A 13,209-nucleotide genomic window follows, 5' to 3' on the forward strand; every position below is an offset into this window, starting at 1 on the left:
GGATAAACTCACTGTCTGATAAAAGAGCGGATGTTATTCTCGCAGCTAGAGCCTGGCATGTTTGTTGCGTATGTCGACAAGCCTCCGCCAGCATGAAGTGAATTGAGAGGATTTGAATGATCAAAGATATGCGTAATTTAGCGTTAGCCCCTGTCGGTAACCTGGAATCTTATATCCGGGCTGCGAACACATGGCCGATGTTGACGGCTGATGAAGAAAAGGCGCTGGCTGAAAGACTGCATTATGAGGGCGATCTGGAAGCAGCGAAAACGCTGATCCTGTCACACCTGCGCTTTGTTGTTCATATTGCTCGTAATTATTCGGGCTATGGCCTTCCGCAGGCAGACTTGATTCAGGAAGGTAACATTGGCCTGATGAAAGCAGTGCGTCGCTTCAACCCTGAAGTGGGTGTGCGCCTGGTCTCCTTTGCCGTGCATTGGATCAAAGCCGAAATCCACGAATACGTGCTGCGTAACTGGCGTATTGTGAAAGTCGCCACCACCAAAGCACAGCGTAAGCTGTTCTTTAACCTGCGTAAAAACAAGCAGCGTTTGGGCTGGTTTAACCAGGATGAAGTTGAGATGGTAGCGCGTGAGCTGGGCGTCTCCAGCAAAGACGTGCGCGAAATGGAATCTCGTATGTCGGCACAGGACATGGCGTTTGATATGTCTTCCGACGACGATTCCGAAAGCCATGCTGTGGCACCGGTGCTCTATCTGCAGGATAAATCGTCCAACTTTGCCGACGGCATTGAAGACGATAACTGGGAAGAGCAGGCAGCGAACAAGCTGACCGACGCGATGCAGGGCCTGGACGAACGTAGCCAGGACATCATCCGCGCCCGCTGGCTGGACGAAGACAACAAGTCTACGCTGCAAGAACTGGCCGACCGTTATGGCGTTTCCGCCGAGCGTGTTCGCCAGCTTGAAAAGAATGCGATGAAAAAACTGCGTGCGGCTATCGAAGCCTGATTTTTTCAACGCGCCCAATGAACCCTCGAATGTAAATTCGGGGGTTTTGTTTTTTGTAGGCCGGATAAGGTACAGCCGCCATCCGGCAATCTGCGCCGATCTGCCCGATGGCGCTACGCTTATCGGGCCTACGGGTTCGTCACTCCGATAATCCCACCGTCATCACGCTTTCCTCTGTTTATTTCCCTTTTACCGCTGGCGCTAATGAAGCCGATGGCAAAGACTAAATAAGCGCTATGTATTTTTCCGTCTTTTAACGGCAGGGGGTATACGTGAGTAACGAGTCACTGAATCATCGGCGTTTACAGGCCACGCCACGCGGTGTTGGCGTGATGTGTGGTTTCTACGCGGAACGCGCGGAAAACGCCACGCTGTGGGATATTGAAGGTAATGAGTATATTGATTTTGCCGCCGGGATTGCGGTGCTCAATACCGGTCACCGTCATCCGCAGGTGATTGCGGCCGTCGAGAACCAACTCAAGGCATTCACCCATACCGCCTACCAGATTGTCCCCTATGAAAGCTATGTATCATTAGCAGAACGTATTAATGCCGTAGCGCCCATTGAAGGAGATGCTAAAACGGCATTCTTTAGCACAGGCGCGGAAGCGGTAGAAAATGCGGTGAAAATTGCCCGCGCCTACACTAAACGTCCAGGACTGATTACCTTTGGCGGCGGCTTCCATGGACGCACCTTTATGACCATGGCGCTGACCGGCAAAGTGGCGCCTTATAAAATCGGCTTCGGCCCGTTCCCCGGCTCGGTTTACCATGGAATCTACCCGAATGCTGCCCACGGTATTACTACGGAGATGGCGTTAAAAAGCCTGGCCCAGATTTTTAAAGCGGATATTAGCCCGGATCAGGTCGCCGCGATTATTCTTGAGCCAATCCAGGGGGAAGGGGGCTTTGTTGTCGCACCTGCTGATTTTATGCAGGGATTGCGCGCGCTATGCGATACCCACGGCATTTTGTTGATTGCCGACGAAGTGCAGACCGGCTTTGCCCGCACCGGTAAGCTGTTTGCGATGGAGCACCATAGCGTTAAGCCCGATCTCATCACTATGGCAAAAAGCCTGGCAGGGGGATTCCCGCTCTCCGGCGTCGTTGGGCGTGCGGACGTGATGGATGCTCCCGCTCCCGGTGGGCTTGGTGGTACCTACGCCGGTAATCCGCTGGCGATTGCGGCTGCGCTCGCGGTACTGGACGTGATTGAAGAAGAGGCACTGTGTACTCGGGCAAATCATCTGGGCCAGCATCTGATTGAAGTATTGAATGCCGCGCGCGTGAGCTGCCCGGCGATTGCCGATGTGCGCGGTGTGGGTTCAATGGTGGCGGTCGAGTTTATTGACCCGCAAACCCAGGAGCCGTCGCCGGAGTTCACCAAACTCGTTCAGGAACGCGCGCTGGCTGAAGGCGTGCTGCTGCTGAGCTGTGGTGTCTACGGTAACGTGATTCGCTTCCTGTATCCGCTCACCATCCCTGAGAAGCAGTTCCAGCAAGCGCTGGAGGTGATTCGTCGGGCATTAACCGAATAATTGAGCCCTTCCCGGCGGCGCTGCGCCTGGCCGGGCTACATTGCCTGCAACAAAATGAAATCACTTTCCGTAGCCCGGCCAAGCGCAGCGCCGCCGGGGATACACCCAACATTTCATCCACCCCGGCTCGCCGTTTTTTGTCATTTTTACGTTACAAATCCGTCAAAATAAACGTTTCAAATCCATAAAAATGGGGTATGTTTTAGCAGAGTATGCTGCAAAAGCACCCGCATACTCCCACTATACTAATATCTTATACTCACCGTAATAGTGATGTAAGAATAATGTGCTAAATAACAACATCACAACAAATGCAATAACCATAACAATGGGGAACCTCAGGATGAATATGAAGGGTAAAGCGTTACTGGCAGGATGTATTGCACTGGCATTCAGCAATATGGCATTAGCAGAAAATATTAAAATTGCTGTCGTGGGGGCAATGTCTGGCCCGGTTGCGCAGTATGGCGATCAGGAATTTAGCGGTGCAGAACAAGCAGTATCCGACATTAACGCCAAGGGCGGCATCAAAGGCAACAAGCTGGAAATCGTCAAATATGATGATGCCTGTGACCCGAAACAAGCGGTGGCTGTCGCGAACAAAGTGGTCAACGACGGCATCAAGTACGTCATCGGTCACCTGTGCTCCTCTTCCACCCAGCCTGCGTCCGATATCTATGAAGACGAAGGTATTCTGATGATCACACCGGCGGCGACTGCACCGGAGCTGACCGCGCGTGGTTATAAACTGATTCTGCGCACCACCGGTCTGGACTCTGACCAGGGCCCAACGGCGGCAAAATACATCATCGACAAAGTGAAGCCACAGCGCATTGCTATTGTGCATGACAAGCAGCAGTACGGTGAAGGTCTGGCGCGTTCGGTGCAAGACGGTCTGAAGAAAGGCGGCGCGAATGTGGTCTTCTTTGACGGTGTCACTGCCGGTGAAAAAGATTTCTCCACCCTGGTGGCGCGTCTGAAGAAAGAAAATATCGACTTCGTGTACTTCGGTGGCTATCACCCGGAAATGGGGCAGATTCTGCGTCAGGCTCGTGCGGCTGGCCTGAAAACCCAATTCATGGGTCCAGAAGGTGTAGCGAATGTGTCGCTGTCTAACATTGCCGGTGAATCTGCGGAAGGCCTGCTGGTGACTAAGCCGAAGAACTACGACCAGCTTCCGGCAAACAAACCGATTGTCGATGCGATCAAAGCCAAGAAACAGGATCCAAGCGGAGCATTCGTCTGGACGACTTACGCGGCGCTGCAATCTCTGCAGGCGGGTCTGAACCATTCAGACGATCCGGCTGAGATTGCCAAATACCTGAAGGCCAGCACCGTTGATACCGTGATGGGGCCGCTGTCATGGGATGAGAAAGGTGACTTGAAAGGCTTCGAATTCGGCATCTTCAACTGGCATGCCAACGGTACGGCGACCGACGCTAAGTAATATTTGAGCTTTCCCGGCGGCGCTGCGCTTGGCCGGGCTACCGATCCTTCGTAGCCCGGCCAAGCGCAGCGCCGCCGGGATCGGGCTCTACTCTTTAACCCAATCTTCACCTTGTAAAACAAACCCTAACGCTTTAGCAAATGCCGCCATTTCCAGACTCGCCTTCGTTAGAACCCAACGACTAATCTGCGGATTATCAGCCATCACTTCTTCCACCAGATACTGACCCACACCACGACGGCGGGTAATTTCGCGTACGCATAAATCCTCCATAACGCCCTGTGTTTCGCCAAGCGTCACGCGCACGGCGGCGAGCAGACGCTCGTTAAAGCGAGCGGCGTAAAGACGGTGCGCGTCATCAAGAGACCGCTCGTCAGGGATGGAAGTGGGCCAAATCTTACTCAGGCAGATTGTGTCCTGGTCGCTAAAGGTCTCTAAACGGATGATGGTCAGTTTCATTTGCGGCTTGCTCGAATCTAAAAAATTGCGGCCAGTGTACTCAATTTATTCTGCTGGAGGCTTTCTCTTTTTGGCGCTTCAGACAGGTGATTAATTTTTCGATACTCGCTCAGGCAGTTTGAAACATTATGGATCGAAAAATACCCAGTATTTTAACCTGATAACCAGCGTTTTATTCGGCCCTTTATGTCGTTATTTTATGCTGAAAAGTGGACTTATTTTTGTTTATCTATGGTAAAAATCAGAATATTATCTTTTCTTAATAGACTGAAAAATAGAGAATTTAGTCTGTATTTGGTCAAAAAGCTTCGCTAACCCATTAAAGATAATGGCAAAAATAGCGTTGTATAGTAAAAGTACAGAATGCTTTTTAACCATGTAATTACAAAATATATACACGCCACGACGTGTAAACACGACATCACGAATGGGGATCCCGAAGTATGAAAAGGAATACAAAAACAGTAATCGCAGGGATGATCGCGCTGGCTATGTCTCAGACGGCGATGGCTGACGATATCAAGGTTGCGGTGGTTGGGGCGATGTCCGGCCCGGTCGCGCAGTGGGGCGATATGGAGTTCAATGGCGCACGTCAGGCCATTAAAGACATCAATGCCAAGGGCGGTATCAAGGGCGACAAGCTGGTCGGCGTTGAGTACGACGACGCCTGCGATCCAAAACAAGCGGTGGCGGTGGCCAACAAAATCGTCAACGACGGCATTAAATACGTTATCGGCCACCTGTGTTCTTCCTCCACGCAGCCAGCTTCAGATATCTATGAAGACGAAGGCATTCTGATGATCTCTCCGGGGGCGACCAACCCAGAGCTGACTCAGCGCGGCTATCAATACATCATGCGTACCACAGGTCTCGACTCTTCTCAGGGGCCGACGGCTGCAAAATATATCGTGGAAAAAGTAAAGCCTCAGCGCATCGCTATCATCCACGACAAACAGCAATACGGTGAAGGCCTGGCGCGTTCTGTTCAGGAAAGCCTGAAGGCAGCGAAAGCCAATGTCGTCTTCTTCGACGGCATTACCGCCGGTGAAAAAGATTTCTCCGCGCTGCTCGCCCGTCTGCAAAAAGAGAACATCGACTTCGTGTATTACGGCGGCTACTACCCGGAAATGGGGCAGATGCTGCGCCAGGCGCGTTCGGTTGGCCTGAAAACCCAGTTTATGGGCCCAGAAGGTGTGGGTAACGCTTCGCTGTCGAACATTGCGGGCGATGCGGGTGAAGGCATGCTGGTGACCATGCCAAAACGTTATGACCAGGATCCGGCAAACAGCGCTATCGTCGATGCCCTGAAAGCGCAGAAGAAAGATCCAAGCGGCCCGTATGTTTGGATCACATACGCTGCCGTCCAGTCTCTGGCTACCGCCATGGAACGCACCGGCAGTGATGAGCCGCTGGCGCTGATTAAAGACTTAAAAGCGAACGGCGCGAAAACCGTGATTGGGCCGCTTTCCTGGGATGACAAAGGCGATCTGAAAGGATTTGAATTTGGTGTCTTCCAGTGGCATGCCGACGGCTCGTCCACGGTGGCGAAGTAACCTTCATTTTCCCCTGGCGGGCGTAGATCCGCGGGGGTAGCAAAAGGCTAATTTATGTCAGAGCAAGTTCTCTACTTCGTGCAGCAGATGTTTAACGGCGTAACGCTGGGAAGCACCTATGCACTGATCGCCATCGGTTACACCATGGTGTACGGGATTATCGGCATGATCAACTTCGCCCACGGCGAGGTGTACATGATCGGTAGTTATGTCTCCTTTATGATCATAGCCGCGCTGATGATGATGGGCATCGACACCGGCTGGCTGCTGGTTGCCGCGGGCTTCGTCGGGGCAATTGTGATTGCCAGCGCCTATGGCTGGAGCATCGAACGGGTGGCCTACCGCCCGGTGCGTAGCTCCAAGCGTCTGATTGCGCTGATCTCCGCTATCGGGATGTCAATCTTCCTGCAAAACTACGTCAGCCTGACTGAAGGCTCACGCGACGTGGCGCTGCCAAGCCTGTTTAACGGCCAGTGGATTGTTGGCAGCAGCGAGAACTTCTCTGCATCTATCACCACTATGCAGCTGGTTATCTGGATTGTGACCTTTGTTGCCATGCTGGCGCTGACGCTGTTTATCCGTTATTCACGCATGGGGCGCGCTTGTCGTGCCTGTGCGGAAGACCTGAAAATGGCCAGCCTGCTCGGCATTAACACCGACCGCGTGATTGCGTTGACGTTTGTTATCGGCGCGGCAATGGCGGCGGTGGCGGGCGTGCTGCTGGGCCAGTTCTACGGCGTGATTAACCCATACATCGGTTTTATGGCCGGGATGAAAGCCTTTACTGCCGCCGTACTTGGTGGCATCGGTAGCATTCCAGGGGCGATGATTGGCGGGCTGATCCTTGGCATCGCAGAAGCGCTGTCGTCGGCGTATTTGAGTACTGAATACAAAGACGTGGTGTCGTTCGCGCTGCTGATCGTGGTGCTGCTGGTGATGCCGACTGGCATCCTGGGTCGCCCGGAGGTAGAGAAAGTATGAAACCGATGCAATTTGCGATGGCGCTGCTGTCGGCGGCGATGTTCTTTGTGCTGGCGGGCGTCTTTATGGGCGTTCAACTGCAACTCGACGGCACCAAACTGGTGGTCGGTAGCGCGGCGGATATCCGCTGGCAGTGGATCTTTATCGGCACGGCGGTGGTGTTCCTGTTTCAGATGCTACGCCCGCTGTTCCAGAAAGGGCTCAAAAGCGTCTCCGGGCCGAAGTTTATTCTGCCCGCGATCGACGGCTCAACCGTAAAACAAAAGCTGTTCCTGATTGCGCTGCTGGTGATTGCCGTGGCGTGGCCGTTTATGGTGTCGCGCGGCACGGTGGATATTGCCACCCTGACCATGATTTACATCATCCTCGGCCTGGGGTTGAACGTGGTGGTGGGGCTGTCTGGCCTGCTGGTGCTGGGTTACGGCGGCTTCTATGCCATAGGTGCTTACACCTTTGCGTTGCTGAACCATTATTACGGTCTGGGTTTCTGGACCTGTCTGCCAATAGCTGGGCTGGTTTCGGCAGCGGCCGGCTTCCTGCTCGGCTTCCCGGTACTGCGGCTGCGCGGTGACTATCTGGCGATTGTGACCTTAGGCTTTGGTGAAATTGTCCGTATCCTGCTACTTAACAATACCGAAGTGACCGGCGGCCCGAATGGTATCAGCCAGATCCCGAAACCGACTCTGTTCGGTCTGGAGTTCAGCCGCAGCGCCCGTGAAGGCGGCTGGGATACCTTCAGTAATTTCTTTGGCATGAAGTACGACCCGTCCGACCGCGTGATTTTCCTCTATCTGGTGGCACTGCTGCTGGTGGTCTTCTCGCTGTTTGTGATTAACCGTCTGCTGCGTATGCCGCTGGGGCGTGCGTGGGAAGCGCTGCGTGAAGATGAAATTGCCTGCCGCTCGCTGGGCTTAAGCCCGACGCGCATCAAGCTGACCGCCTTTACCATCAGTGCCGCGTTTGCTGGTTTTGCCGGAACGCTGTTTGCTGCGCGCCAGGGCTTTGTCAGCCCGGAATCGTTCACCTTTGCCGAGTCGGCCTTCGTGCTGGCGATTGTGGTGTTGGGCGGTATGGGCTCGCAGTTTGCGGTGATCCTCGCGGCCATCCTGCTGGTGGTATCGCGTGAGCTGATGCGTGACTTCAATGAATACAGCATGTTGATGCTCGGTGGATTGATGGTGCTGATGATGATCTGGCGCCCTCAGGGGCTTCTGCCGATGACCCGTCCACAGTTGAAACTGAAAAGCGGGAAAGCGAAAGAAGGAGAGCAGGCATGAGTCAGCCATTATTATCCGTTAACGGCCTGATGATGCGTTTTGGCGGCCTGCTGGCGGTCAACAACGTGGCGCTGGAGCTGCATCCTCAGGAAATTGTTTCGCTGATTGGCCCGAATGGGGCCGGTAAAACCACGGTCTTTAACTGCCTGACCGGTTTCTACAAACCGACTGGCGGCACCATTATGTTGCGAGACCAGCATCTTGAAGGATTGCCGGGTCAGCAAATCGCCCGTATGGGCGTGGTGCGTACCTTCCAGCACGTGCGTCTGTTCCGCGAAATGACGGTGATTGAAAACCTGCTGGTGGCGCAACATCAGCAACTGAAAACCGGCGTCTTCTCCGGCCTGCTGAAAACCCCGTCTTTCAAGCGCGCACAGAGTGAAGCGCTGGACCGCGCCGCCACCTGGCTTGAGCGTATTGGCCTGCTTGAGCACGCTAACCGTCAGGCCAGTAACCTGGCCTACGGTGACCAGCGTCGGCTGGAGATCGCTCGCTGCATGGTGACGCAGCCAGAAATTCTGATGCTGGACGAACCGGCGGCAGGGCTGAACCCGAAAGAAACCAAAGAGCTGGATGAACTGATTGCCGAGCTGCGTAATCATCACAACACCACTATCTTGTTGATTGAACATGATATGAAGTTGGTAATGGGCATTTCTGACCGTATTTACGTGGTGAACCAGGGGACCCCGCTGGCGAACGGCACACCGGAAGAGATCCGTAACAACCCGGACGTGATCCGTGCTTATCTTGGCGAGGCATAAAATGGATAAAGTGATGTTATCGTTTGGTAAAGTCAGCGCCCACTACGGCAAGATTCAGGCGCTGCACGATGTCAGCCTGCATATCAATCAAGGTGAAATCGTCACCCTGATTGGCGCGAACGGCGCGGGTAAAACCACGCTGCTCGGTACTTTGTGCGGCGACCCGCGCGCCACCAGCGGTCGGATTGTCTTTGATGATAAAGACATTACCGACTGGCAGACGGCGAAAATCATGCGCGAAGCGGTGGCGATTGTCCCGGAAGGGCGTCGTGTCTTCTCGCGCATGGCCGTGGAAGAGAACCTGGCGATGGGCGGTTTCTTTGTCGAACGTGATCAGTTCCAGGAACGCATCAAGTGGGTGTACGACCTGTTCCCGCGTTTGCATGAGCGCCGTATTCAACGTGCGGGCACTATGTCCGGCGGTGAACAGCAGATGCTGGCGATTGGTCGTGCGCTGATGAGCCAACCACGCCTGCTGTTGTTGGATGAGCCTTCTCTTGGGTTAGCTCCGATCATCATCCAGCAGATCTTCGACACCATCGAACAGTTACGTGAACAGGGCATGACCATCTTCCTCGTCGAGCAGAATGCTAACCAGGCGCTGAAGCTTGCTGACCGTGGCTACGTGCTGGAAAACGGCCACGTGGTGCTATCTGATACCGGTGATGCGTTGCTGGCGAACGAGGCGGTACGTAGCGCCTACCTCGGTGGTTAATTTACAGCAAACCCGGCGGCGCTTCGCTTAGCCGGGCTACCTATGGCATTGTAGGCCGGATAAGATGCGCCAGCATCGCCATCCGGCAACCCGTCGTCCGGGCGAGGCGCTTGCGCCGACCCCGGGAACAGAACATCCCCTATTCGTGTCTTAGCTCCCACTTTCCTCTCTTAGAACCGTCACCGCCTTGCCATCCCTTTGTCGCCTTACTATCTTTTTTTTGTAATAAAAAAGTTATTTTTCTGTCATTCGAGCATGTCATGTTACCCCCGCGAACATAAAACGCGTGATATCGCGCATCCCGGCACAAAAAGAGAGATAACCGATGATATCGTTACGACATACAGCTTTAGGGTTGGCAATGAGCCTGGCCTTCGCAAGTCAGGCTATGGCTGTTACCACTATTCCATTCTGGCATTCTATGGAAGGGGAACTGGGTAAAGAGGTGGACTCTCTGGCGCAGCGCTTTAACGCCGCCAACCCGGATTACAAAATTACGCCGGTGTACAAAGGTAACTATGAGCAGAACCTGAGTGCAGGTATTGCCGCCTTCCGTACCGGTAATGCTCCAGCACTTTTACAGGTGTATGAAGTGGGTACCGCGACCATGATGGCCTCGAAGGCGATTAAGCCGGTGTACCAGGTCTTCAGCGATGCCGGTATTAAGTTCGATGAGTCTCAGTTTGTGCCGACCGTTTCCGGTTACTACACCGACGCTAAAACCGGCCATCTGCTCTCCCAGCCGTTTAACAGCTCTACTCCAGTGCTGTATTACAACAAAGATGCCTTCAAGAAAGCGGGCTTAGACCCTGAGCAGCCGCCGAAAACCTGGCAGGATCTGGCCGACTACACCGCTAAGCTCAAAGCGGCAGGTATGAAGTGCGGCTATGCCAGCGGTTGGCAGGGTTGGATCCAGATTGAAAACTTCAGTGCCTGGCACGGCCTGCCGGTCGCGACCAAAAATAACGGCTTCGACGGCACTGATGCAGTGCTGGAGTTCAATAAGCCAGAGCAGGTTAAACATATTGCGCTGCTGGAAGAGTTGAACAAGAAGGGCGACTTCAGCTACTACGGACGCAAAGACGAATCCACCGAGAAATTCTATAGCGGTGAATGTGCCATCACTACTGCCTCTTCCGGCTCGCTGGCGGCTATCCGTGAGTACGCTAAGTTCAACTACGGTGTCGGCATGATGCCATACGATGCCGACGTGAAGGGCGCGCCGCAAAACGCCATCATCGGCGGGGCAAGCCTATGGGTGATGCAGGGCAAAGACAAAGAGACTTACACCGGCGTGGCGAAGTTCCTCGAGTTCCTGGCGAAACCGGAAATTGCCGCCGAATGGCATCAGAAAACGGGCTACCTGCCGATTACCACCGCTGCGTACGACCTGACTCGTCAGCAGGGCTTCTATGAGAAGAACCCCGGCGCGGATATTGCAACCCGTCAGATGCTGAATAAGCCGCCGTTGCCGTTCACCAAAGGGCTGCGTCTGGGCAATATGCCGCAGATTCGCACCATCGTTGATGAAGAGCTGGAAAGCGTGTGGACTGGCAAGAAAACGCCTCAGCAGGCGCTGGATTCCGCGGTTGAGCGTGGAAATCAGTTGCTGCGTCGTTTTGAGAAGTCGACCAAGTCTTAATTTTATAGCCTGAACCCCTCACCCTAGTCCTCTCCCCATAGGGGAGAGGGGACCGCTCGGCACCATCTTTTATCCCTCGCCCCTTTGGGGAGAGGGCCGGGGTGAGGGGAAACCAACGCAGAGTTTAACTATGTCCTCATCCCGTCCGGTGTTTAAATCCCGCTGGCTGCCCTACGCGTTAGTCGCGCCACAGCTGGTCATCACCGTTATCTTCTTTATCTGGCCTGCGGGTGAAGCGTTGTGGTACTCACTGCAAAACGTCGATCCATTTGGTCTCTCCAGCGAATTCGTTGGCCTGGATAACTTCATTACGCTGTTCCACGACGGCTACTACCTCGACTCGTTCTGGACGACCATTAAGTTCAGCACAATGGTTACGGTCAGCGGCCTGCTGGTCTCGCTATTCTTCGCCGCGCTGGTGGATTATGTGGTACGCGGCAGCCGTTTGTATCAAACGCTGATGCTACTGCCTTACGCCGTCGCCCCGGCGGTTGCCGCCGTGCTGTGGATCTTCCTGTTTAACCCCGGACGTGGGCTGATTACCCATTTCCTCGGCGAGTTTGGCTATGACTGGAACCACGCGCAGAACAGCGGCCAGGCGATGTTCCTTGTGGTCTTCGCCTCGGTGTGGAAGCAGATAAGCTACAACTTCCTGTTCTTCTTCGCCGCGCTACAGTCCATTCCCCGCTCGCTGGTCGAAGCCGCCGCTATTGACGGTGCTGGCCCGATTCGCCGCTTCTTCAAGCTGGCGCTGCCGCTGATTGCGCCGGTGAGCTTCTTCCTGCTGGTGGTGAATCTGGTTTACGCCTTCTTCGACACCTTCCCGGTGATTGACGCCGCCACCGCCGGTGGGCCGGTACAGGCTACTACCACGCTTATCTATAAGATTTACCGCGAAGGTTTTGCTGGCCTTGATCTCTCGGCCTCTGCTGCGCAATCGGTGGTGCTGATGTTCCTCGTCATCATCCTGACCGTGGTGCAGTTCCGCTACGTGGAAAGAAAGGTGCGCTACCAATGATTGAGAACCGTCGCGGGCTGACGATATTCAGCCACACCATGCTTATCCTCGGCATTATCGTGATTCTGTTCCCGCTGTATGTGGCCTTTACGGCGGCAACGCTGGATAACAAAGCGGTGTTTGAAACGCCGATGACGCTGATTCCTGGCAGCCATCTGCTGGAGAACATGAAGGCGATTTGGGTCAACGGCGTCGGGGCCAACAGTGCCCCGTTCTGGTTGATGATGCTCAATAGTTTCATCATGGCTTTCGCCATCACCGTCGGCAAAATCACGGTGTCGATGCTCTCCGCTTTCGCCATTGTCTGGTTCCGCTTCCCGCTGCGTAACCTGTTCTTCTGGATGATTTTTATCACCCTGATGCTGCCGGTTGAGGTGCGTATTTTCCCGACGGTGGAGGTGATCGCCAACCTGAAAATGCTTGATAGCTACGCAGGCTTAACCTTGCCGCTGATGGCGTCGGCTACCGCCACTTTCCTGTTCCGTCAGTTCTTTATGACCTTGCCGGACGAGCTGATTGAAGCCGCGCGCATCGATGGCGCTTCGCCAATGCGCTTCTTCCGCGACATCGTGCTGCCGCTGTCGAAAACCAATCTGGCGGCACTATTTGTTATCACCTTTATCTACGGCTGGAACCAGTATCTGTGGCCGCTGTTGATTGTTACCGACGTTAACCTCGGCACCGCCGTTGCGGGCATCAAAGGGATGATCGCCACCGGTGAAGGCACCACGCAATGGAATCAGGTCATGGCAGCGATGCTGCTGACGTTAATCCCTCCGGTTGTCATCGTTTTAGCCATGCAGCGCGCGTTTGTGCGTGGCCTGGTCGATAGTGAGAAATAAAA

General features: G+C 54.3%; 12 protein-coding genes. 11 read left to right on the forward strand and 1 reads right to left on the reverse strand.

Annotated features, from left to right (window positions below; all coding sequences use genetic code 11):
- The first annotated feature begins 116 nt into the window (after positions 1-116).
- From rpoH to livJ, 3 genes are all read left to right on the forward strand, one after another.
- Positions 117-971 carry an RNA polymerase sigma factor RpoH gene (gene rpoH / locus U0026_RS01720; protein WP_062775572.1) on the forward strand — a complete coding sequence of 285 codons (855 nt, stop codon included), beginning with the start codon at positions 117-119 and terminating at the stop codon, positions 969-971.
- 332 nt (positions 972-1,303) lie between these two features.
- Complete coding sequence (locus U0026_RS01725) at positions 1,304-2,509, forward strand: 4-aminobutyrate--2-oxoglutarate transaminase (RefSeq protein WP_412099050.1); 1,206 nt, start codon at positions 1,304-1,306, stop codon at positions 2,507-2,509.
- 343 nt (positions 2,510-2,852) lie between these two features.
- Positions 2,853-3,956, forward strand: a complete 1,104-nt coding sequence (gene livJ, locus U0026_RS01730; protein WP_153741984.1) for a branched chain amino acid ABC transporter substrate-binding protein LivJ — start codon at positions 2,853-2,855, stop codon at positions 3,954-3,956.
- 87 nt (positions 3,957-4,043) lie between these two features.
- On the opposite strand, the gene panM is transcribed toward livJ, so the two are convergent.
- A complete protein-coding gene (gene panM / locus U0026_RS01735; RefSeq protein WP_062775577.1) occupies positions 4,044-4,415 on the reverse strand; it encodes an aspartate 1-decarboxylase autocleavage activator PanM in 372 nt (123 codons plus the stop codon).
- 443 nt (positions 4,416-4,858) lie between these two features.
- Here panM and livK point away from each other — a divergent pair, with 443 nt between their 5' ends.
- The 8 genes from livK (at position 4,859) to ugpE (ending at position 13,207) form a co-directional block, all read left to right on the forward strand.
- A complete protein-coding gene (livK, locus tag U0026_RS01740; RefSeq protein WP_062775578.1) occupies positions 4,859-5,968 on the forward strand; it encodes a high-affinity branched-chain amino acid ABC transporter substrate-binding protein LivK in 1,110 nt (369 codons plus the stop codon).
- A gap of 54 nt (positions 5,969-6,022) precedes the next feature.
- Entirely contained in the window at positions 6,023-6,949 is a 927-nt protein-coding gene (gene livH / locus U0026_RS01745; RefSeq protein ID WP_062775580.1) for a high-affinity branched-chain amino acid ABC transporter permease LivH, read from the forward strand.
- On the forward strand, positions 6,946-8,226 hold the full coding sequence (livM, locus tag U0026_RS01750) for a branched chain amino acid ABC transporter permease LivM (protein WP_062775581.1): 1,281 nt from the start codon (positions 6,946-6,948) through the stop codon (positions 8,224-8,226). Before livH ends, livM begins: the two co-directional genes overlap by 4 nt.
- On the forward strand, positions 8,223-8,990 hold the full coding sequence (gene livG / locus U0026_RS01755) for a high-affinity branched-chain amino acid ABC transporter ATP-binding protein LivG (RefSeq protein ID WP_035892174.1): 768 nt from the start codon (positions 8,223-8,225) through the stop codon (positions 8,988-8,990). Before livM ends, livG begins: the two co-directional genes overlap by 4 nt.
- Position 8,991: 1 nt before the next feature.
- Complete coding sequence (gene livF, locus U0026_RS01760) at positions 8,992-9,705, forward strand: high-affinity branched-chain amino acid ABC transporter ATP-binding protein LivF (RefSeq protein ID WP_126440957.1); 714 nt, start codon at positions 8,992-8,994, stop codon at positions 9,703-9,705.
- A 325-nt stretch (positions 9,706-10,030) separates the two neighbouring features.
- Positions 10,031-11,347: a sn-glycerol-3-phosphate ABC transporter substrate-binding protein UgpB gene (gene ugpB, locus U0026_RS01765; RefSeq protein ID WP_062775583.1), complete on the forward strand. Its 1,317-nt coding sequence runs from the start codon at positions 10,031-10,033 to the stop codon at positions 11,345-11,347.
- 130 nt (positions 11,348-11,477) lie between these two features.
- Positions 11,478-12,365: a sn-glycerol-3-phosphate ABC transporter permease UgpA gene (ugpA, locus tag U0026_RS01770; protein WP_062775585.1), complete on the forward strand. Its 888-nt coding sequence runs from the start codon at positions 11,478-11,480 to the stop codon at positions 12,363-12,365.
- Positions 12,362-13,207: a sn-glycerol-3-phosphate ABC transporter permease UgpE gene (gene ugpE / locus U0026_RS01775; protein ID WP_062775587.1), complete on the forward strand. Its 846-nt coding sequence runs from the start codon at positions 12,362-12,364 to the stop codon at positions 13,205-13,207. The genes ugpA and ugpE overlap by 4 nt, the downstream gene beginning before the upstream one ends.
- Positions 13,208-13,209 lie beyond the last annotated feature (2 nt).

The sequence above is a fragment of the Kluyvera intermedia genome, assembly GCF_034424175.1.
Lineage (GTDB): Bacteria > Pseudomonadota > Gammaproteobacteria > Enterobacterales > Enterobacteriaceae > Kluyvera > Kluyvera intermedia.